Source organism: Agrobacterium sp. AGB01 (assembly GCF_014851585.1).
Classification (GTDB): domain Bacteria; phylum Pseudomonadota; class Alphaproteobacteria; order Rhizobiales; family Rhizobiaceae; genus Agrobacterium.
Genome location: NZ_JACVAB010000005.1, coordinates 104,827 through 125,444, shown reverse-complemented (window position 1 = coordinate 125,444; position 20,618 = coordinate 104,827). Strand labels below are relative to the sequence as shown.

Annotated in this window: 20 protein-coding genes; 12 read left to right on the top strand and 8 right to left on the bottom strand. The window is 54.9% G+C overall.

The genetic code is table 11. The annotated features are described in order from the left end of the window. Positions 1-12 precede the first annotated feature (12 nt). Positions 13-1,161, bottom strand: a complete 1,149-nt coding sequence (locus tag IB237_RS17835; protein WP_192490045.1) for an enolase C-terminal domain-like protein — start codon at positions 1,159-1,161, stop codon at positions 13-15. A 311-nt stretch (positions 1,162-1,472) separates the two neighbouring features. Between IB237_RS17835 and IB237_RS17830 the strand changes: the two genes are divergently transcribed. From IB237_RS17830 to IB237_RS17805, 6 genes are all read left to right on the top strand, one after another. Continuing rightward, a complete protein-coding gene (locus IB237_RS17830) occupies positions 1,473-2,219 on the top strand; it encodes a FadR/GntR family transcriptional regulator (protein WP_192490044.1) in 747 nt (248 codons plus the stop codon). A gap of 83 nt (positions 2,220-2,302) precedes the next feature. Then, the gene (locus IB237_RS17825) at positions 2,303-3,325 is read left to right on the top strand and encodes an ABC transporter permease (RefSeq protein WP_246788062.1); all 1,023 of its coding nucleotides are present in this window, start codon (positions 2,303-2,305) and stop codon (positions 3,323-3,325) included. After that, complete coding sequence (locus tag IB237_RS17820) at positions 3,325-4,212, top strand: ABC transporter permease (RefSeq protein ID WP_192489325.1); 888 nt, start codon at positions 3,325-3,327, stop codon at positions 4,210-4,212. Before IB237_RS17825 ends, IB237_RS17820 begins: the two co-directional genes overlap by 1 nt. 4 nt (positions 4,213-4,216) lie before the next feature. Continuing rightward, a complete protein-coding gene (locus tag IB237_RS17815; RefSeq protein ID WP_192490043.1) occupies positions 4,217-5,053 on the top strand; it encodes an ABC transporter ATP-binding protein in 837 nt (278 codons plus the stop codon). Beyond that, positions 5,053-5,814 carry an ABC transporter ATP-binding protein gene (locus IB237_RS17810; protein ID WP_192489323.1) on the top strand — a complete coding sequence of 254 codons (762 nt, stop codon included), beginning with the start codon at positions 5,053-5,055 and terminating at the stop codon, positions 5,812-5,814. The genes IB237_RS17815 and IB237_RS17810 overlap by 1 nt, the downstream gene beginning before the upstream one ends. A 272-nt stretch (positions 5,815-6,086) precedes the next feature. Beyond that, a complete protein-coding gene (locus IB237_RS17805) occupies positions 6,087-6,320 on the top strand; it encodes a BrnA antitoxin family protein (protein WP_192490042.1) in 234 nt (77 codons plus the stop codon). A gap of 290 nt (positions 6,321-6,610) precedes the next feature. Here IB237_RS17805 and IB237_RS17800 read toward each other — a convergent pair whose 3' ends face one another. The 6 genes from IB237_RS17800 to IB237_RS17775 form a co-directional block, all read right to left on the bottom strand. After that, positions 6,611-7,546, bottom strand: coding sequence for a hypothetical protein (locus IB237_RS17800; protein ID WP_192490041.1), 936 nt, complete (start codon positions 7,544-7,546; stop codon positions 6,611-6,613). Between the two features lie 35 nt (positions 7,547-7,581). Then, positions 7,582-8,508 (bottom strand): LysR substrate-binding domain-containing protein, encoded by a 927-nt coding sequence (locus IB237_RS17795; RefSeq protein WP_192490040.1) that lies wholly within the window; start codon positions 8,506-8,508, stop codon positions 7,582-7,584. Positions 8,509-8,567: 59 nt separating this feature from the next. Continuing rightward, entirely contained in the window at positions 8,568-9,548 is a 981-nt protein-coding gene (locus IB237_RS17790) for a tripartite tricarboxylate transporter substrate binding protein (protein WP_192490039.1), read from the bottom strand. Positions 9,549-9,583: 35 nt separating this feature from the next. Then, positions 9,584-11,086: a tripartite tricarboxylate transporter permease gene (locus tag IB237_RS17785; RefSeq protein WP_192490038.1), complete on the bottom strand. Its 1,503-nt coding sequence runs from the start codon at positions 11,084-11,086 to the stop codon at positions 9,584-9,586. Then, a complete protein-coding gene (locus IB237_RS17780) occupies positions 11,086-11,535 on the bottom strand; it encodes a tripartite tricarboxylate transporter TctB family protein (RefSeq protein WP_192490037.1) in 450 nt (149 codons plus the stop codon). Before IB237_RS17780 ends, IB237_RS17785 begins: the two co-directional genes overlap by 1 nt. A 595-nt stretch (positions 11,536-12,130) precedes the next feature. Further along, complete coding sequence (locus tag IB237_RS17775) at positions 12,131-12,433, bottom strand: hypothetical protein (RefSeq protein WP_192490036.1); 303 nt, start codon at positions 12,431-12,433, stop codon at positions 12,131-12,133. 867 nt (positions 12,434-13,300) lie between these two features. On the opposite strand from IB237_RS17775, the gene rsgA reads away from it, so the two are divergent. The 5 genes from rsgA (at position 13,301) to IB237_RS17750 (ending at position 17,457) form a co-directional block, all read left to right on the top strand. Next, positions 13,301-14,323 carry a ribosome small subunit-dependent GTPase A gene (gene rsgA, locus IB237_RS17770; protein WP_192490035.1) on the top strand — a complete coding sequence of 341 codons (1,023 nt, stop codon included), beginning with the start codon at positions 13,301-13,303 and terminating at the stop codon, positions 14,321-14,323. Next, entirely contained in the window at positions 14,301-14,453 is a 153-nt protein-coding gene (locus IB237_RS17765) for a hypothetical protein (RefSeq protein WP_192490034.1), read from the top strand. Before rsgA ends, IB237_RS17765 begins: the two co-directional genes overlap by 23 nt. 407 nt (positions 14,454-14,860) lie before the next feature. Further along, entirely contained in the window at positions 14,861-15,322 is a 462-nt protein-coding gene (locus IB237_RS17760) for a DUF4126 family protein (RefSeq protein ID WP_192490033.1), read from the top strand. Beyond that, complete coding sequence (locus IB237_RS17755; protein ID WP_192490032.1) at positions 15,319-16,674, top strand: FAD-containing oxidoreductase; 1,356 nt, start codon at positions 15,319-15,321, stop codon at positions 16,672-16,674. The genes IB237_RS17760 and IB237_RS17755 overlap by 4 nt, the downstream gene beginning before the upstream one ends. A gap of 264 nt (positions 16,675-16,938) precedes the next feature. Beyond that, positions 16,939-17,457 carry a YidB family protein gene (locus IB237_RS17750; RefSeq protein ID WP_210324011.1) on the top strand — a complete coding sequence of 173 codons (519 nt, stop codon included), beginning with the start codon at positions 16,939-16,941 and terminating at the stop codon, positions 17,455-17,457. Between the two features lie 437 nt (positions 17,458-17,894). On the opposite strand, the gene IB237_RS17745 is transcribed toward IB237_RS17750, so the two are convergent. Next, complete coding sequence (locus IB237_RS17745; protein WP_192490030.1) at positions 17,895-19,100, bottom strand: ROK family transcriptional regulator; 1,206 nt, start codon at positions 19,098-19,100, stop codon at positions 17,895-17,897. A gap of 221 nt (positions 19,101-19,321) precedes the next feature. Here IB237_RS17745 and IB237_RS17740 point away from each other — a divergent pair, with 221 nt between their 5' ends. Next, positions 19,322-20,560: an extracellular solute-binding protein gene (locus IB237_RS17740; protein WP_192490029.1), complete on the top strand. Its 1,239-nt coding sequence runs from the start codon at positions 19,322-19,324 to the stop codon at positions 20,558-20,560. The last annotated feature ends 58 nt before the right edge of the window (positions 20,561-20,618 follow it).

Below are 20,618 nucleotides of genomic sequence, written 5' to 3'. Positions count from 1 at the left end.
GCAAAGACTCTCTCACTTCACCAGGTTGTCGTTGATGTAATCAAGGTTGATGTCGACGCCGATCCCGGGCTGTTGAGACAGCGACACATAGCCTTCAGAATCCATCGGATCATCAATGGAGTTGAGGTATTCGGGGCATGCATCATAATCCAGCATGGGATGCAGGAGGCCACGCTCGTACCAGCGGCAGTTTTTGCTGACTGCAGATATCAGAAGATTTTCAGCGCCGTGACCATGAACCTCGCAATTCATGCCAAAACTCTCCGCCAGATGCATCGTCTTCAACGCAGGCGTAATACCTCCGACATCCTCAACGCCGGTACGCAGAATATCGCAGGCACCCGCCTTTACCCATTCTGCCCGGTGCTTGTACTTGCCACCCATGGACTCAGGACCAATCACGGGGATTTTCAGTTCGGCGGCAAGCCATGCGTACGAGGACATGGACTGCTCGTCCATTACTTCCTCAATCCATGTAAAGTTCAACTTCTCAAGACCTTTACCGAGCGTGTATGCCTCCTCACGCGAATACCAGTGATATGCGTCCAGCATGAGCGGTATCGAAGGTCCGACAGCTTCGCGCACAGCAGCACAGGCTTTCAAATCCATGTCGATATTGGGAGACCAGCTTACAGGGGGCATCCAAGTGTGCAGCTTGATGGCACGGTAACCGCGTTTAACAAGCCATTCAGCAAAGCGACCGTAATCCTCAGGCGTCGCCAGTCCGCCTTCAATCTCGTCACCGCACATGATCGAACCATAGGTCGGCACCTTGTCCCTGTACGATCCTGCCAGCTTGTAGGACGGTATGTTCGCCAGTTTCCCGCAAAGATCCCAAAGTGCCACATCCACAACGCCAAGTGTTCTGTCACTCAACTGGCCACCACTGCCCCGTTGCCAGTGTGCCAGATCCTGCCACAACCGTTCGCGTGCAAATGCGTCCTGATGTAACAGCACTGGCCTGATGAAGTTGTCGAGCAGATGCGAACGAACCTGTTCAGGGCTGCCAAACGCGTGTCCCTCCATGCCGTTTTCGGCGACCAGTGTTAAAATGGACTTTCTCACCCGCTTTGTCGGCCCCGGGTGATCGTGACCATCCGTATCCTTTTGCAGATGGGTGGTGTGCCAAAACGTGCGGACATGCACATCGACAATCTTCATTCTTCAACTCCCTAGCAATCATTCGACCTTGGCGGCTGGAGACAACCGGCACAGATTTCACGTGCACAACAATTCCACAGCGTAGTAGGACATGTAAACATGATTTCAGTGCTTTTTTTCAATGCATCGAAAAGATGGACACTTCTTCGGATTCCGATACGACATCTATAATGCTGTTTTTTCTATCTTTAATCCGTTAAACGAAAACAAAAATAATTTTTTTGCTGTCCTACCACAACTGAACAACAGCCATCACTTGTCATACATATTGTCTCGTAGTATGAAGAATTCAGGAGATCAGGAGGACCGGAATGAACAAAACGACATCGCTCGACAGCCTGTCATTGGCCGCCACCGATGCACGCCCTCTTGTTGCCCGCATCACGGATACTTTGCGCGAAGGCATTGAGCACGGTGATCTTGAGGCTGGTGACCGCCTGTCGAGCGAAACTGAACTCGCTCGACAGCATTCAGTCAGCCGTGCAGTCGTCAGAGAAGCCATTGCAATCCTGAGATCAAAGGGTCTCGTCGAAGTGAGGCGAGGCGTTGGCGCGTTCGTAGCGGAGCGTGTTCAAGAACCAGTCCCGTTTGCTGACCTGTCACTGGAGCGAATTTCGTCGGTCATTGAGTTGATCGAGTTGCGGCTTGGGTTTGAAACGGAGGCGGCATCGCTCGCTGCTACACGACGCTCGGCGACCCAGCTTGAAGCAATTTTCGATGCGCATCGCCGAGTGGCTGAAGATATCGAACAGGAGCAGCCGACACGTTACACAGATTTCAATCTCCACCTGAAGATTGCCGAAGCCACGCAAAACAGCCGGTTTCCTGAATTGATGTTACTAGTCAAAGCCGGAATGGTGGCGGCAGGGCCAAAGGCGATATCGGAGGATTCCGCTTCGCTGCTTCCTAAAAACCCCCATCTTCAGGAAGAGCACGGGCGGATCGTCAATGCCATATTGCGCGGATCGTCCGAAGATGCACGTGCTGCCATGCGAGCTCACCTGGAAGGCAGTCTCGAACGTTACAAAAACCTGCTCCTGGCTCGTATCGCCATGTAGCAAGGCGAAGTCGATGCGCTCAGGCATCGTCAACTCACCATAATTCTATCATGAACCTGCTCGGGAGGCAGGCGGGAGGAAACATGTCCATGTGGAGGCTGCGGTTCATGCGTTTTGCCGACCAGTTCGGTACGATAGCTGTCACCCTGCTCGGCTTGCTTATGCTTACATTTTTTATCGGCCGCATGATGCCCGCCGACCCGGTGCGGGCGATTGTCGGTGAAGATGCGACACGGGAGACCTATGAGCAGGTCTTTCGTTCGCTCGGTCTTGACCGCCCCGTGTGGGAGCAGTTCTTCTTATATCTTCGCGATGTGCTGACGGGTAATTTCGGCACGTCTATCCGCACCGGTCAGCCTGTCATCCAGGATATTCTGCATGTCATGCCGGCGACGATTGAGCTGGCAACCTTTGCCATCATCATTGGTGCAGGCCTTGGTGTGCCGCTTGGTGTGTTTGCTGCGGTAAACAAGGATCGCTGGCAGGATCATGCCGTGCGCGTCGTCAGTCTGTTCGGCCATTCCATGCCGATTTTCTGGACTGGTATGATCGCGCTGATCGTGTTTTACGCCTATCTTGGTCTGGTTGGCGGTAGTGGCCGTATGGATCAGTTTTATATCGGTCTGGTGGACGAGCGGACGGGTTTCCTGCTGATTGACAGCCTGCTGGCCGGTGACATGGATGTGTTCTGGTCGGCGGTAAACCACCTCATTCTTCCCGCCAGCCTGCTTGGATATTCTTCATCGGCCTATATTACCCGTATGACCCGCAGCTTCATGCTGGATCAGCTGGGTCAGGAATATGTCACCACGGCACGAGTGAAAGGCCTTTCCAGCCGACAGACCGTCTGGTTACACGCCTTTGGCAACATCCGCGTTCAGCTCGTCACCATCGTGGCGCTGGCCTATGGCTCGCTGCTCGAAGGTGCCGTGCTGATCGAAACGGTTTTCGCATGGCCCGGTTTTGGCCAGTACCTCACCAGCAACCTGATTATCGGCGATATGAACGCGGTGATGACCTGTGTTCTGATCGTGGGCGTCATCTTCATCGGGCTTAACCTGTTGTCTGACGTTCTCTACCGCTTCTTTGATCCGAGGACACGCTGATGACCACGCAAACACAAAGCACAGTGCGTCTTCCCGCCTGGTTGAATGCCCTGAAAAACATCTTTGTTTTTCTGCTGAAAAGTCCGACCTCGACCTTTGGTCTGATCGTTCTGGGACTGCTTATTCTGGCGGCGGTTTTTGCGCCATTCATTGCCACACATGACCCCTATGCTCAGGATCTGGTCAACACCCTGCAGGCACCCGGTAACGGACATCTGTTCGGTACGGACGAGTTGGGGCGTGATATTTTCAGCCGCCTGATCTGGGGCGCCCGTATCACGCTGACAATCATCTTCCTGGTGTCGATCATTGTTGGCCCGATTGGACTGATTGTCGGCACGGCGTCCGGTTATCTCGGTGGCAAGTTTGATACGGTGATGATGCGCATTACCGATATCTTCCTGTCTTTTCCGAGCCTCATCCTGTCGCTGGCCTTTGTTGCGGCGCTTGGGCCAAGCCTCAACAATGCAATCATCGCCATTGCCTTGACCTCCTGGCCACCGATTGCCCGTCTGGCGCGCGCTGAAGCGATGACATTCCGCAATGCCGATTACATCGCGGCCGCACGTCTTCAGGGTGCGTCACCGATGCGCATCATCGTCAAGTCGATCATGCCGATGTGTCTGCCATCTGTTCTCATTCGTCTGACACTCAATATGGCAACGGTGATCCTGACAGCTGCCGGTCTTGGCTTTCTCGGTCTCGGTGCACAGCCACCATTGCCGGAATGGGGTGCGATGATCGCGACTGGACGGCGGTACATGCTGGATAGCTGGTGGCTGGTGACCTTCCCGGGCGTTGCCATCCTGTCGGTCAGTCTTGCCTTCAACCTGTTGGGCGACGGTCTGCGCGATGCACTCGACCCGAAGCAGATGAACCGGAGATAAGACGATGGAAAAGACCATTCTCGACGTTGAAAATCTCCGCATTCGTTATGGTGGCTCCGCCACGGAAGCCGTGCGCGGAGTGTCATTCACCCTTGGACGCGAACGCCTCGGCATTGTTGGGGAAAGTGGCTCTGGTAAATCGACCGTAGGGCGTGCCTTGTTGCGGCTTTTGCCGGGCGCGACGATTACCGCCGACACGTTGCGCTTTGACGATCTTGACCTTTTGTCGCTTTCCGAAAAAGAGATGCTCAAGGTTCGCGGTCGTCGTATGTCGATGATCCTTCAGGACCCGAAGTTTTCGTTGAACCCGATCCGTCGGGTCGGCGATCAGGTGGCTGAAACCTATTTGCGGCATTTCAAATGCGCCAAGTCGGAAGCCAAAGACAAGGCACTGGCCATGCTGGAGGCGGTGAAGATCCGTGACCCGCTACGTGTCTACCAGCAGTATCCGCACGAGATTTCTGGCGGTATGGGCCAGCGCGTGATGATTGCCATGATGCTACTGGCCGATCCTGATCTGGTAATTGCCGATGAACCAACTTCCGCGCTTGATGTGACCGTGCGCCTTCAGGTGCTCAATATTCTCGACAGCCTTGTGCGCGACCGCGGTATTGGCCTGATCATGATCAGTCACGACCTTAATCTGGTGCGCAATTTCTGTGACCGCGTTCTTATCATGTATGCTGGTCGCGTTGTGGAAACACTTGAGGCGCGAAATCTGGATAATGCGCAACACCCTTACACGCGTGGTCTGCTGGCTGCACAGCCGCGTATTGGCGGTTCGCGTGCGCCGCTTGCGGTGCTCGACCGTCGTCCTGAATGGCTGGAGGAAACTGTCTAATGTCCGTTTCTGTTGAAACTCGCGATTTGTCCATTTCCTTCGGCACTGAACCCAATGCGGTCAAGGTTCTGCCCGGCGTATCATTCTCTGTTCAGCCGGGAGAATGTTTCGGACTGGTGGGAGAATCCGGCTCCGGCAAGTCCACCGTTCTGCGTTGCGTGTCCATGCTGACGGATTTCTGGAAGGGTGAGGTGCTGATCGCCGGCAAATCCGTTCGTGATATGCCGCTGATCGATCGTTGCCGCATCCTGCAAATGGTGTTTCAGGATCCCTATGGTTCCTTGCATCCGCGCCAGTCGGTGCGCACAGTTCTGAATGAACCACTGGTCATCCACAAGCTGGGCGACAGAGAAGAGCGTATGCGCAAGGCCATCACCGATGTGGGTCTGCCGGTGTCGTTCCTTGATCGTTTTCCGCACCAGCTGTCCGGCGGTCAGCGCCAGCGCGTTGCAATCGCCCGCGCGCTGATCCTGGAGCCATCCTTGCTGCTATTGGATGAACCAACCTCGGCACTGGATGTGTCTGTTCAGGCGGAAATTCTCAACCTGTTGCAGCGTCTTCGCGAAGAGCGTGGTTTTACCTACATCATGGTCACCCATGATCTGGCTGTGGTTGATCATATGTGTGATCGCTTTGCGGTGATGCTCAGAGGCGAGATTACCGAAATCCTGCCGCGCCAAGCCATCGCCGGAAACGGTGCCACGCATGATTATGCGCGTGAACTGATTGGCGCATCTCTGGAGTATGAAGGCGCACATTGAAGTGCTTGAAAATTTTCAAGTCTAATAGCCGTGTTCGCTGTCAATTATTAGCGAAAACGACAGCGCGCCTTATTGTACTCGAATGGAATTTTTGCCGAGCAGATAGCGCGTCCAAAGCGGTTAGGTCTTCCAAAAGTTGACGACAACTCTACAATACCTTGAAACATCGCTCATACTGAAAATTGTCGAGAAAGAACTCGGGCAGAGATTGCGCCCCTCTGGTCAAGCTGAATTAAAACGTGCACACCAGATTTGCACGAAAGGAAATAACAATGGCGACGACACCACGACGACCGTCCAATCCTAAAGACGCAGCCGAGGCGCTGTTCAAACCGGCCAAGAAAGTCACGGCGCCGGTCTTTGAACGTCCGATTATCCGCAATGCCAAGGAGTTGGTGTCGCTGAAAATCGACAGCGATATACTGGCGCACTTCCAAGCAGACGGCCCTGGGTGGCAGGACCGTATTAATGACGCCCTACGGGCAGCGGTGAATGAAGCCATCTAGCGCGCTTGATGAGATTTAAACGCGCGCAATATCTGCTCGTCCGGTTGCTGCAGTAAACAATTCATCGCCGGAGCGACGCCCGTCTTATTGGCCGGACCTACAGGCCACGGAGCTTCCAAGACTGCTCGATTAAGCGTTTGCAATATATCTGGAAACCTCGTGTCGAAGACCCGCTTACTCTTCCGTGGGCAGCAGCCGCATCCCTCAAAACAGAGTGGAGGACCGGCTAAGTAGTTTCACAATATCGGCTCAATACACAGGCTGGTACTGAGCCGATATGGATTTTAGGCCTACCTCAAGCGCTCGACGGTCAACCAGACCGGCTCCTTGTGGAGATAGGTGGATTCCCATACAGCTGCGCCGACCTTGGCAAGCTTCGACACATCTTCGGGCAGAACGGAGCCAATAACCGGAGCGAGGATATCTTCTGTCGTGCGCCCATATTGCACAATCAGCTTCTGCCCGGTCCTTGGGTTGAACCTTATGCGACCCGGAGGGGCAAGACGTATTTCCTCTTTGAAAGGCGTGGGTGCGGTTGATACCAGAGGTGTGTAAGCCATGAGTGACTCGCCAGCGACCATCGCATGCGTCTGAAGGCATTTAAACGGCATGATGGCCATTAGCTCATTGCACAACTCCGCATTGCCGTCAGTGACTACAAATGCTTTGACTTCAATACCAATTGGGTCCCACCTCAACTTTATCAACGTGCTTGTCGGCTCGAGGCTGTCAACGACTTGTGGAAGTGCGATTTCGCCCCCCTCTTCATAACGCATGGCATCACCGATGTTCCAGGGAAACCAGTGATATGCCCAGCCATAGAGCAGGTTTGTGTAACGGAGAAACCGAGTGAGCGCCTGATCAAACTGCTCGTTGTTCAATGTCGGAGCCAAGCGCAGCAGTGTATGCCCGAGCACCTTCAGTTCGCCAAAACCACTGTAGCCGAGATAGTTCAAGACCGTTGGGAACATCTCTGCAATCATTGCTCGCGATGCATCCAGGTCTTGCCGCTGGCGGTGCAGAACAAGGCCAGGATACACAATGTACATTGTAAAATCTCGCAGCATTCCATGGGCGATGTCGAGTGTCGTGAAATAACTTCCCTTACCACCGGGCCGCGCCTCAAGCTTGCCTGTTCGAAGTTTGCGGTGTTCCTCAGGCTCCTCCTGCGCGACCCGCGCAACGGCAGCATCCATCGCAACGAGGAAGTCCTCGAAGTCCTTCATATCAGTTCCTTTCGGTGTTTTAGTTTAGAGCAAGGTCATGCGACATGCGCCTGAAGTGATCGTGTCAATCGCTCATAGGTTTCGGTAAACACTTCCACAAAACGCTCCAGCATCGGGCTTCGGACGATGTCAGGCGCGTAGACAACGGACAGTTGATAGCGAATTTTGGGAGAGAATTTGCGCACCACTGTGCTCGATGTATCGACCATCGAAGCAACCAGAGGATCAACAATCGCCAGCCCCAGTCCACGATTGACATAGTGGACAACGGTTCCTGAAAACAGACTTTCTACGCGCAAGCGTGGATGCGCCTCAGCCGCGCGCAATAGCGCCTCTAACTCCATACGCATCAGGCTACCGTGGCCCAACGCGATATAGTCCTGTTTATCAAGGTCTGCCGGACTAATGACCTTCTTTTCGGCAAGTGGATGAGTGTGGGGAAGTATGCACACAGCCTCTGCCTCCGGAAGGAGCCGGAATGAGCAGTCGTTACGAGATGCAGGACGCGCAATGATGGCGACATCCACGTGGCTGGCCGCAACAAGATCGATGAGATCAACCGATGCGCCGTTGTGCACAGATACTATAGTATTGGGGAAATCAGAGGCGTAGCGAGCAAGTGCATCCGGCAAGCAATGGCCGGAAAGTGCAGGTATTGCCGCAATTCTAAGCCTTCCTGTTCCAAACTCCCGAATGCTGGAGGCGCTCTCCCGCAATCTTTCAGTCGAAATGAAATGCCGCTCCACCTCGTTGAAAAACTCTCGTGCCTCTGGAGTAGGACTGACTGTGGCACCACTGCGTGAAAACAGCTGCATTTCAAGATCAAGTTCAAGATCACGTATGAGCCGTGTCACCGCAGGCTGCGAAATGGAAAGAAGAAGCCCTGCCTTGGTAATGCTTCCAGATACCATGACGGCGCGGAATGCCTCGAGCTGGCGCGGATTTAGCGATCTGTTTCCCATATCATCCTCTATAGACCCGGCGATGGTTGCCCCTCGCGATTTCGAGAGGGGCAAATCTTTTACTGGCCTAACTTGATGCCAAGGCGGGTGATAAGATCGGAATAGGTCTTCTCCTCACTTTGCAGCATGGATCTCGCCGCCTCAGGACTATCGGCAACGACCGTCGCCCCCATCGAAGAAAACTTTTCAACCACCTCCGGTTTTTTCAGAACTTCCACGATCTTTGAGTTCAGGTATTGGACGCGTTCTGCAGGAATGTTGGCTGGAGCAAGAACCATGCCCCATGTATTGGCACTATAGCCAGTGACACCCTGTTCGGCAGCGGTAGGAAGGTCAGGATAAACCGCTGTACGTTCAGGACCCCCAGCGGCAATCGCTACGAGCTGGCCGCTGTCAATATATCCACGGACCGCCAGCACCGACTTGAAGCCAACTTGAATAACGCCTGACAGCAGGTCTGGCATTGCGTCCCCAGAGCCCTGGTACGGCACATGAATCATCTCGATGCCTGCCGCATCCGCAAACCACTCTCCAAACAGATGTGTGTTGCTGCCCTGACCGGATGAATCAAAGGCGACATCGCCGGCATGTTCTTTTGCGTAGGAAATAAACTCCTCGACATTTTTTACACCGATCGATGGCGTGGTAACCATCACGATGTCTGTTCTTGCAGTCGTGGTTATGGGTGTGAAACTCGTTACAGGGTCGTAGGGCAGGTTGGGAACCAGAGCCTTCGCCATCGCATGAGACGCAACGACGACACCAATCGTATGCCCATCGGCCTCGGCATTGGCTATCGCAGAGATCCCGATAACGCCATTGGCGCCCGGTCGATTTTCGACGGTTACTGGCTGCCCGATCAGCGGCGACAAGTGCTCCGCAATCAGGCGGCCCGTGATATCACCCTGGCCACCCGGCGCATAAGGAACGATAATTGTGACGGCGCGTGACGGGAATTCATCCGCCAACACACCTGTCGACATTGGCATTAACGATGCCAATGTCAAAGCTGCAAAAGTTCTGCGTGAGATTTTGTACATTCTGAAAGTTCCCTTTTTGTATTTTTTGGCAGGCTTTAGTCTTCAACAAAGACTTCTTCTCGTTTCCTGCGCACCACGGGCGAAAGAACGGAAATCAGGAGTGCGAGCGCGGTCAGCAAAAGAACGAGCGAAAGCGGTTGCGTTACAAAAACGCTGACGTCTCCTTTGGACAACAGCAGCGCGCGGCGCATATAGACTTCGATCATCGGGCCGAGAATGAATCCGAGCAACAAGGGCGCAGGCTCACAACCCAAGCGGTTGAACAGATAGCCAAGGATGCCGAAACCGGCCGCCATCAAGATCGGCGCAGACGAATTTCCGATGGAGTACAGGCCTACCAAGGAAAATATCAGGATAGCCGGGAAGAGCATATTGTAAGGCAGGCGAAGCAAGCGGACCCAAATGCCGATCAGTGGCAGATTGATAATGACGAGCAGAAAGTTGCCGATCCACATTGAGGCAACCAGCCCCCAAAAAAGATCTGCATTGCGTGTCATCACCTCGGGACCGGGAACGATGTTATGGATCATCATCGCGCCAATCATCATGGCCATGACCCCGTTCGACGGCAAACCTAACGTCAACATTGGGATGAACGCGCTCTGGGCTCCAGCATTGTTGGCACTCTCAGGTGCAGCAACGCCGGCAGGTGCCCCTTTACCAAATCGTTCCGGATGTTTTGAAAGCTTCTTTTCAATCGAATAGGATGCAAAGGAGGACAGCGTGGCACCACCGCCAGGGAGCAATCCAAGGAGTGATCCCAGCGCCGTGCCCCTCAGGACCGCTGGCCAAGCTTCCTTAAATTCTTGCTTGTTTGGCCAAAGATCTGTGACCTTGCCCTTCACCATACTGCGGTCATGGGTTTTGCTCGCATTGGCGATAATGTCGCCGATCGCGAACAGACCCATCGCCAGCGCGGTAAATTCCAAGCCGTCAAGAAGCTCGAAAGTACCAAAAGTGTACCGCGCCGTGCCGGTCGTGAGATCGGTACCGACCGAACCCAGAAGAATTCCGACAAGGATCATTCCGAACGCCTTCAGCAGGCCACCGGATGCAAGCACGATCGCAGCAACCAAACCAAGAACCATGAGCGAGAAGTAGTCTGCCGGACCGAAGGATAGTGCTATCTTTGAAAGATACGGCGAGAACGCCGCAATCATAAGCGTCCCAACGGTGCCAGCAAAGAACGATCCTAGCGCAGCTATCGCCAACGCTGATCCTGCACGGCCGTTTCGGGCCATCGCATTGCCGTCAATGCAGGTAACAACGGAACCAGATTCCCCTGGCAGGTTCACCAGGATCGCTGTGGTCGATCCACCATATTGGGCACCGTAGTATATGCCCGAGAGCATGATCAAGGCACTCGTTGGCTCCAACGAATATGTCAATGGGAGCAATATCGCTATTGTGACAAGCGGTCCCACTCCTGGAAGAACACCGATGGCGGTCCCAAGCAAAACACCGATGAAGCATAACATAATGTTATTTAACGTTACGGCTGTCTCGAAACCGCCTGCGAGGTTTGCAAACCAATCCATTACAAAACTCCTGCCAGAAACGGGAGGCGCACGCTGAAGCCGACGACAAAGACAAGCCAGACGAACACCGTCAAAAGCGCAGCCAGTCCAAGAGCGTGCGATATGGGAAAATCACGCGAGGCACGGCTGGAAATCAAAACGGCGCCTGGCACAGCAACCGCTATGCCTCCAACCCGTAAAGTTGCAGCAGCAAAAACCAACGCTGCAACAATATATGCTGGCGTACGCAGGTTCATCTCTGCAATCGCAGCCCCCTTGTGGCCGCATAACGACCTGATAACGAGTAGCAGGCCCACAAGCGCGAGAAGCAGACCTACCACCAGCGGAAATACGCCGGCGCCTAGGCGGCGCACGCTTCCAAAGCCATACCCGATTGCCGGGACGACAAAACAGACGGCAAGAATAAGGTAGAGCAGGCCTGCTGCTCTGTCGGAATCAGATAACTTCATATGTATCCCCTTGCGATCTTCGCCGCGTTCGTCTGCAGAAGATCACTATGAGCGCATAACATCAAATCAAATTGCGTCATCGCATTATACTTAAATGTTATGATGGCTTGGATTGCAGCCTAGGCTTGCATTTTGCGGATCGGCATTGGCGAAACGTGGCGAGGCGACAACGACTTACGCGTGATGGCATCACGCTGAGCGGGCCTCTCTCCCGCGTAGTCCCCGTTTCAGACTCTAGAAGTCAGAGTTCAGGCCTCCTGGTTTCATGCGAGATGGGATCGATGGGGATTGCCACAACGGGCTGCATTCAGCCAGAATGAAGGGACCATTAATGTCTGCGTGTGCGCTGGAAATTCAACCATACCGGTCGTGGTCCGATCGCCAAGCGCCTTCGAACGTGGGATAGGAAAAAGGTTCTCATCGACCTTTTTCTTACTGATCGGTAAGCTGACGCAGGAATCGCCATAAATCGCGCCGATAGCGGTTTGTGAGTTTTTGCAATACGGAAGCTGACAAAAGACAATTTGATTGCCCGTCCCACCGGCGCTCCGGATAAATTATCTTCCTGCCATCAGGAGGCCGAATGGCATTTGGTTCAACGCCGCCAGCTTCTGAGCGAAATTGCATCGGCCAGTTTGTGCACCCACGTCAGCTTGCCAGGTTGTGACATAACCTCAGAGACGTGCTCTGCCGGTAGCTCACCGACTGTCGTTTCTTCAGATACAATTGATGGTAGTGTCTTAGCACCCACAACCACATGAGAGATGTCTGTATGGTCGCGTTTGACAGCAACCAACACTTCGGAGCCTGAACGGATCAAATCAATTGCGTTTTGCGCCGCAGATTGTGGATCATCCGCGTCGATGAGAGTGGTCTGGGTGACAAGATAGAATGGCATGGATATTCCGCAGTCGTTTCGTAACAAGTCCATTGTCTGGCAGCGCGCGTCAAGACGCATCAATCAACAATCTACAGAAGAAATTTATGCTCATTTCTCTACCATTGGTTCAGTCGCACACGCTGGCTTTCCGGCACCAGTAATGACGCACAGTCGTCCGACAGGAATGAGAAAGAAAAAAGGCCGTCGACAAAAGTCGCGGCCTATAAGTTTGAAGGTTCAAAACCTCCAGAGGGGAACAACCGACGCTGCGATCCCGGGAGGAGATCGCCGTGTGCATCGGTTGTAGTCGTTATGCCCGATTTTTGACCATTTGGAAAACAATTACTGTGCAACTCAGCTATGCGCATATCGCGCTGCTTGTCTGAAATGCGCTGATCGAAATATGGATTACCCACAATCCACCGGTCCTGCCGCCGCTCGGCACCACCACGGCCGCGGAAGCTCCTTGGCCCAATCGCAGTTTGGTCCCGCCCGGACAGCGCCGGCGTGTGGGTGTATTTCGCAAGATACGCAAAGTGGTGCTGATCAATTCGTCTTTTGTGCGAACACCTGATACATCCATGGGCTGATGGGTATGACGGTCGAACATCATCTTCAGAGTTTAACAACATCGGACCGATATTGGAGACCATTCTATGGGTTGGAAAACGACAAAGTTTGAATACGTGAATGGATATAAAATCGTCGAAATCGACGGGCCCGCCTTCCAGGTTTACGACGGCGACCGTCAGTTGTCAGACCCATTCCCATATTCCGGCGAAGCGGCTGCTTATGCAACCTCTTTGCCTAAGCGAGAACAGCAGCGCACCTAGGCAGGAAACCTTCAAACCTCTGTAAACTCCGACAGCGAATGTGATAAGAAATTTGACCGAATCCCATCTTCACACTGCCCTGGAATCGCTTGGTTGGTCAGACTTCTTCGCAGATCAGATCACGCCTGGTGAAACTGACCTCTTGCCTCGGCGCGTCGCATCGGTTCACCGCGCGCGCATCGACGTGATCGGTGTCGCGGGGCCTGTCGAGCTTGTGCTTCCGGCCAATGCCAATACGGCGGAATTTGCGGTCGGAGACTGGGTTTTAGCCGATCCCCACTCAGAAATGTTTGTCCGTCGGCTTGATAGAAAAGCGGTGTTTCAGCGGCGTACAGAGGTTGGACGTGGCCAACAACTCGTTGCTGCCAACGTCGATACGCTGCTGATTGTGACGTCGTGCAATGCCGATTTCAATAGTGATCGGCTGGAACGTTACATAATCATGGCCAACCAGGCTGGGAGTAAGCCGGTAATCGTGCTGACAAAAGCTGACACCGCCAACGATGTCGGCCTGTTTCAGACCAAAGCAGAGGCTTTGCAGCGTGATCTGCCTGTCGTTGCGCTGAATGGTCGATCCGGCGATGCAAAGTCTCTTTTAAGTCCCTGGTGCGGTGCTGGCCAAACGATTGCTCTGGTTGGATCCTCAGGGGTAGGAAAATCGACGCTGGTGAACACGCTGACCGGCCCAGCGTCTGACTTAAAGCAGAAAACCGGACCTATTCGCGAATATGATGCGCAAGGCCGTCACACCACGACCGCGCGATCCCTGCATGCCATTCCCGGTGGTGGCTGGGTGATTGATACCCCTGGGATCAGGACACTCTACATCAGTGATGTCACCGACGGCATCGACACACTTTTTGCAGACGTCGTTGAGCTTGCACCACATTGCCGATTTCGTGATTGCACTCATGCGCATGAGCCGGGCTGCGCAGTTCAGACGGCCGTCAAAAGCGGAGCTTTGGCCGCCGAACGCGTTGATCGGTGGCGCAGGCTTGTCTCTGAAAATCTGGCGAGAACACCCGTCATCAGCGGAGCACGTGGCAACAAGAGTGTTCGCAAGAACAAATATTGAAGCCCGCGCTACGATGTGGAGCGACAACGGTGGCAGCGGCGTAACCGCTATCATAACAGCGCTACTGGAAGGCAAAAAGTCCGTCGCCATCATCGCCGGCAACACCGTCGCGGTGTTCCTCACCCCGTAGAGAAGGCCTCGTGATTTCCGGTGGACCAGCCAGCCCTCTGTTTGGCTGCACACGGTCAGCCCGCGATCGTTACGGAATGCTGCACTGTTCCGTCTGACTAATTCTCGGCAGGCTTCGCCCTTTGCATCGATTTACGACGCTTAACTCGCCAAACAAAAATCAGTCAGGTAACGTTATCTCGTCAAAGGCCGTCAGAGGAGGATGCTATCAGCGATCGCACGCTGGCACTCGCATCGGGGAACCAGATGATGTCGTCCGCACATAATTGGACGATACGGAAATCTATTACCAGACAGGGGTCTTGTGACACTGACCTGCTTGACTTCATCGAAGGCTGGGCTCTCATTTGCTGCACGCGATGGCGCAGTGGCGACAGGCACCACGCCAGATCAAAAAAGGGGAATGGCATGATGATTTTTCTCGCGCTTTTAATCGGTGTCATCGCCGGACTACGGGCGATGACAGCTCCAGCTGCCATCGCTTGGGCGGCAAACCTTGGCTGGCTCGATGTTTCCCAGACACCTCTGGCCTTCATAGGGTACAAGTGGACACCTTTGATTTTGACAGTTCTGGCACTTGGTGAATTGATCACGGACAAGCTCCCAGGCACGCCCTCCCGCAAAGTGCTGGTCCAGTTCGGAACCCGCTTGGCATCAGGCGCTCTGTCAGGCGCAGCAATCGGTGCGTCGGCTGGATTGCTCGCTTTAGGCTTGGTCGCCGGGATCGTCGGAGCGACCATCGGTACCTACGGCGGAGCAGCCGTCCGCGCCAGACTTGCCACCTCGTTCGGGCGCGACCTGCCCGCCGCCCTGATCGAAGACGCTGTCGCCGTCGTAGGAGCGCTGCTGATTGTAGCGGCCGTGTCATGACTTCCTTCGACGCCATCTTCATCGGTGCAGGACAGGCCGGTCCATTTCTGGCGGCGCGAATGGCGGCGGCTGGGCGCAAGGTCGCGCTGATCGAGCGCAAATATCTTGGCGGCACCTGCGTCAACGCCGGATGCATGCCAACCAAGACATTGGTCGCCAGCGCACGGGCTGCACACGTCGCGCGGCGCGCTGGCGAATATGGTGTCGTTGTCCACGGCGAGATCGGTATAGACATGGAGGCTGTGCGAGGCCGGGCTGAAAAGGTCACGCTCGATGCCCGCAAAGGCCTTGCTACCTGGTTTGACAGTCTCGACAGCATGTCGGTGATCTACGGACAAGCAAAGTTCGAAAATCCCAATACGGTTGTGGTCAATGGCACGCGCCTGACAGCACCGCAGGTGTTCATCAACGTCGGTGCACGTCCGTCTATTCCCGACTACCCTGGGCTTGCGGACGTGCCATACCTGACAAGCACATCGATCATCCATCTGGCGGAGGTTCCGCGTCATCTCGTTGTGATTGGGGGAAGCTACATCGGGCTGGAGTTCGCGCAGATGTACCGCCGTTTTGGCGCAAGCGTAACCATTTTAGAGCGTGGCACCCGCCTCGCCTCACGTGAAGACGACGATGTCTCCTCCGCCATTGCTGACATCCTACAGGCAGAAGGGATCGCGGTTCATACGGGGGTAACCGGGCTATCGTTCAGAAAAACTGCGGACGACATCGCGGTCACGACAAACAGCGGGACCATGAATGCAAGCCATGTCCTTGTTGCTACAGGTAGACGACCCAATACCTATGATCTGGGTCTTGAAGAGGCTGGTGTCGAGACCGACGACAAAGGTTTTATTGTCGTAGACAACAGCCTCTCCACGAATGTCAGCGGCATATGGGCATTGGGGGACTGCAACGGCCGCGGCGCTTTTACCCACACGTCCTACAACGACTTCGAGATCGTCGCCGCCAACTTGCTTGACGGGGGCGACCGGAAGCTCAGCGATCGCATTCTGGCCTACGCCCTCTACATCGACCCTCCGCTTGGACGGGTAGGCATGACGGAGCGCCAGGCAAGAGCATCGGGTCGCCAAATTCTCGTATCGACACGGCCCATGAGCCGTGTCGGCCGAGCCGTTGAGAAAGGCGAGACACAGGGCTTCATGAAGCTAATCGCGGATGCCGAAACCCGACAAATCCTCGGGGCGGCTATCCTTGGCATAGAGGGCGACGAGGCCATCCATGGCATTATCGATGCAATGAACGCGCGCACCCCGTACCCGGCTCTTCAATGGTCGGTACCGATACATCCCACCGTGTCGGAACTCGTGCCTACGCTTATCGGAGACCTGAGGTAAGTCTCCTGATCTGCGCATGGAAAGCGAACTGCTTCTTGCGCACGGTGCTGCTCGGTAGGCGACTGGGAGAAGGGTTACATCCCTTCCTTTTGCCGAACAGAGAAAGGTTGCCAAAGTTGGCCCGCCGTGCGGCAGGCGGCGCGCATGGGTTCGCTGCGTTCGTTGTACCTGTGGAGGCGGAACTTCATGGCCAACCAACCGTTTCAGTCCAGCGAACTGGGCCGCGTCGCGACGTTGTTTTCGAGGCCCACGGAGGAGAAGAACATGGTAAGTGGTCAACTGAAAGCATTGCTTGGTGTACTTGCCGTCGCTGGCTATCAGAACAGGGACAAGATTGCGGACCTCCTGCGCGGATTGAACAAGCCGCAGGCGGAGGGCGCAAACACAGGTCAAGACGCTGGATCGCGCCAGACAAATGGCCTTGACGATCTGCTTGGCAAGCTCGGTGGAGGCAATGAGACGGGGGGACTCGGGTCTATTCTCGGCGGCCTGACCTCTGGGGGAATTTTGAGCGGTGGCCTGAGCGACCTACTCAAAACGTTCCAACAGAACGGCTTCGGACAAAAAGCTGATTCCTGGGTAAAGCCTGGGACAAATGACGATATTGATGACAACGAACTTGCAGAGGCGATTGGACCGGACGTGCTAGACGAATTGACTGCAAAAACCGGTCTGTCGCGAGAGGAAATCCTCGCACGTCTTAGCAAGGATTTGCCACGGGCGGTCGATGAACTGACACCGGATGGGAAGATACCCGGCGATGATCAGCCAACGACTGTCTGAACCGCGGCGATGCGTCCTATAGCCGACGTACCGTCGGCAGCGCAGTGATCCTACTCTGGTACGAGCGTCTCATTTCTATGGATTAGTAGCGTGCGGCAGTTTTCCATTGCCGCATTAAACATGATGGACGCCTTGTTCGAATTATCCAACGGCTGTTTTGACTGCACGACAGCAGTTCTTCTGCGTTTACCTGGCACTTTCCCAATGCGCACATGCCAGGACCTGCAGATCAGCAGTCTCATCCTTTGAGAAGGGATTAATGAGACGGAGCCGACTGCATCGGCCGAAAGCGCATAGAATCCGCTTACTTTGCAATGTCTGAACGGCGGTGCGATTAGAGAAGCTGACAATCAGCCCAGTTGCGACCGCCACAAACCGTCCCCCGTCAAATACCCGTCGCGATAGTTCTGTAACGACTTTACGGACATGAACCAGCTTCAAATTGCCTGCTTGAGAATCGCTGAAAATCGAGGATCGAAAGCGCGACTGATGGGTTCTGCCGCCGCCCCCAGTGCTACCGCCCATGGATCTGTCATTCCCAGCTGAAACCTTGGCACGCTGCGGTTGGAGCGCTGCGCAACCGACGGAACCAGCGGCTCCATCGCTGCCATCAAGCGAAAGGCAAGCGCTTCGGGCGCACCACCGCACAAGATCACTGTTTGTGGATCGAAGACTGTTTCTATGAGATGGACGCTCCAGCGAAGATCCATCACCGCTTCATCAAGCCATAGCTGGACCCTAGGATCATCCGTCGATGCGAGTTCGTTCACCTTGGCGTAAACCCTGGGGTCGGCCGGATCGATTTCAAGATGCTGGTAGAGTGCGGCCAGCGACGCTCTATGTTCCAAGGGAGCAGCACGTCCGCCCGGAGACAACAGAGCCATACCAATTTCCCCAGCATTGCCATTTGCGCCGCTGTATAATTCACCACCGAGAATCAAACCGGCACCGATACCATAGCCGAGATAAAGGCAAACGGCGTGGTCGAGCCCGTGGGCCGCTCCTACCATGCGCTCCGCTTGCGCACAGGCTGCCGCATCGTTCTGCAACCCTACTTCAAGGCCGGTGCCTGCAGCCAGCATTTCCAGCAGCGGAAATGTCTGCCATGCCGACATCATCCAGGGATCGTCTGTCGTGTTTTCTGTGCCGAAGGGTCCCGGCATCGCGGCGCCCAGGCCGACCAAGCGTCGCTCAGACTGGCTGAACATCTGACCAAGTTCCCGTCTGACGGCCTCGACAAGATCCAGGATGACCTTCACGCCCCCCTGTGGACCGTTCGCCGGCAGCGGCGCTTCGGCGCGGGTAAGGATCGTGCCCATGAGATCGACCGCTAACGCGCGGGTGATGTGCCGGTCGATCTGTAGGCCGATAGCGAATGCACCTGCCGGGACCAGACTGTAAGGGGTCGAAGGCTGCCCCCTGCCCTTTCGGATCACCTCATGCGCGGCCACAAGCCCATCGCGCTCTAGTTCATCGATGATGTTGGATACGGTCTGTTTCGTCAGTCTGGTGGCACGGGCAAGATCGGCCCGTGAGAGCGCGCCATTGACGCGCAACGCATCAATCATCACCCGTCTGTTATGCGAACTGGTGCCTTCTTGGTTGGTCCCGCTTTTGGCCCTTATCGGACGTCTGTCATGCATCTGCAATTCCCCTTGACACCAATAGAATATTGAACAAGAAATAAAGTCAATGCAATTGACTTAATAAGGAACCGCAGAGTTCCGGGGAACGCAGAGAGCCCAAAACGGCTCCACGACGCTCCGAAATCGGCATCTGAAACACTGGATGCCTTGAAGGCCGGAGGCGACGTACAGCCGCCCCCGGGAAACGCGTGAATGCCAAAAAGCTGGAGGCTGGCGAAATGTTGAACTCATTAAATAAGACACTGCTTGGAGCTGCACTATTCGGCGCGTCCTTTGCACCAGGTGCATTTGCAGAAACCACGATCAATGCACTTTTCATGGCGCAGGCGGCCTATAGCGAAGCTGACGTGCGCGCGATGGCCGAGGCTTTCAGCGAGGCAAATCCCGAGGTGAAGGTCAATCTCGAATTTGTTCCCTATGAAGGCTTGCACGACAAGACCGTGCTCGCTCAGGGTTCCGGCAGCGGCTATGACGTCGTTCTCTTCGACGTCATCTGGCCATCGGAATATGCCTCCAACAACGTACTCGTGGATGTCACATCGCGCATTTCCGACGACACCAAGAAAGGTGTTTTGCCGGGAGCCTGGACCACCGTTCAGAACGACGGCAAATACTATGGCATGCCTTGGATCCTCGACACCAAATACCTGTTTTACAACAAGGAAATCCTTGAAAAGGCCGGCATCAAGACACCGCCAAAGACCTGGGACGAACTGACCGAACAGGCCAAGTTAATTAAGGACAAGGGGCTGCTGGATACCCCGATTGCATGGAGCTGGGCTCAGGCGGAAGCTGCGATCTGCGATTATACGACGCTGGTCAGCGCCTATAAGGGCGACTTCCTGAAGGACGGAAAACCGGACTTCCAGACCGGCGGCGGTCTTGATGCCCTCAATTACATGGTTGCGAGCTACAAGTCCGGCCTGACCAACCCGAACTCCAAGGAATTCCTCGAAGAGGACGTCCGCAAGGTCTTCCAGAATGGCGACGCCGCCTTCGCGCTGAACTGGACCTATATGTACAACATGGCAAACGACCCCAAGGAAAGCAAAGTTGCCGGCAAGGTCGGTGTCGTGGCTGCTCCCGGTGTCGCCGGCAAGAGCGAAGCGTCTGCGGTGAATGGCTCGATGGGTCTCGGCATTACCTCCGCCAGCAAGCATCCTGACGAAGCCTGGAAGTTCATTGAATTCATGACGTCACAGGCGACGCAGAACCAGTATGCCAAGTTGAGCCTCCCCATCTGGGCATCCTCCTATGATGATCCTGCCGTCACCAAGGGCCAGGAGGAGTTGATTTCCGCTGCGAAAATCGGTCTCGCAGCCATGTATCCGCGACCCACGACACCGAAATATCAGGAACTCTCGACCGCCCTTCAGCAGGCGATCCAGGAGTCCCTTCTCGGCCAGTCTTCGCCCGAAGATGCGCTGAAGACGGCTGCAGAAAACAGCGGCCTTTAAGCAAGTTAACCACCAGGCGGCCACTAGCGCCGCCTGGCTTGCCATCTCCATACCGATG

Excerpts from the sequence above, each read along its gene's own strand:
- IB237_RS17835 (WP_192490045.1), bottom strand. The coding sequence starts at position 1,161 with ATGAAGATTGTCGATGTGCATGTCCGCACGTTTTGGCACACCACCCAT.
- IB237_RS17830 (WP_192490044.1), top strand. The coding sequence starts at position 1,473 with ATGAACAAAACGACATCGCTCGACAGCCTGTCATTGGCCGCCACCGAT.
- IB237_RS17825 (WP_246788062.1), top strand. The coding sequence starts at position 2,303 with ATGTCCATGTGGAGGCTGCGGTTCATGCGTTTTGCCGACCAGTTCGGT.
- IB237_RS17820 (WP_192489325.1), top strand. The coding sequence starts at position 3,325 with ATGACCACGCAAACACAAAGCACAGTGCGTCTTCCCGCCTGGTTGAAT.
- IB237_RS17815 (WP_192490043.1), top strand. The coding sequence starts at position 4,217 with ATGGAAAAGACCATTCTCGACGTTGAAAATCTCCGCATTCGTTATGGT.
- IB237_RS17810 (WP_192489323.1), top strand. The coding sequence starts at position 5,053 with ATGTCCGTTTCTGTTGAAACTCGCGATTTGTCCATTTCCTTCGGCACT.
- IB237_RS17805 (WP_192490042.1), top strand. The coding sequence starts at position 6,087 with ATGGCGACGACACCACGACGACCGTCCAATCCTAAAGACGCAGCCGAG.
- IB237_RS17800 (WP_192490041.1), bottom strand. The coding sequence starts at position 7,546 with ATGAAGGACTTCGAGGACTTCCTCGTTGCGATGGATGCTGCCGTTGCG.
- IB237_RS17795 (WP_192490040.1), bottom strand. The coding sequence starts at position 8,508 with ATGGGAAACAGATCGCTAAATCCGCGCCAGCTCGAGGCATTCCGCGCC.
- IB237_RS17790 (WP_192490039.1), bottom strand. The coding sequence starts at position 9,548 with ATGTACAAAATCTCACGCAGAACTTTTGCAGCTTTGACATTGGCATCG.
- IB237_RS17785 (WP_192490038.1), bottom strand. The coding sequence starts at position 11,086 with ATGGATTGGTTTGCAAACCTCGCAGGCGGTTTCGAGACAGCCGTAACG.
- IB237_RS17780 (WP_192490037.1), bottom strand. The coding sequence starts at position 11,535 with ATGAAGTTATCTGATTCCGACAGAGCAGCAGGCCTGCTCTACCTTATT.
- IB237_RS17775 (WP_192490036.1), bottom strand. The coding sequence starts at position 12,433 with ATGCCATTCTATCTTGTCACCCAGACCACTCTCATCGACGCGGATGAT.
- IB237_RS17760 (WP_192490033.1), top strand. The coding sequence starts at position 14,861 with ATGATGATTTTTCTCGCGCTTTTAATCGGTGTCATCGCCGGACTACGG.
- IB237_RS17755 (WP_192490032.1), top strand. The coding sequence starts at position 15,319 with ATGACTTCCTTCGACGCCATCTTCATCGGTGCAGGACAGGCCGGTCCA.
- IB237_RS17750 (WP_210324011.1), top strand. The coding sequence starts at position 16,939 with ATGGTAAGTGGTCAACTGAAAGCATTGCTTGGTGTACTTGCCGTCGCT.
- IB237_RS17745 (WP_192490030.1), bottom strand. The coding sequence starts at position 19,100 with ATGCATGACAGACGTCCGATAAGGGCCAAAAGCGGGACCAACCAAGAA.
- IB237_RS17740 (WP_192490029.1), top strand. The coding sequence starts at position 19,322 with ATGTTGAACTCATTAAATAAGACACTGCTTGGAGCTGCACTATTCGGC.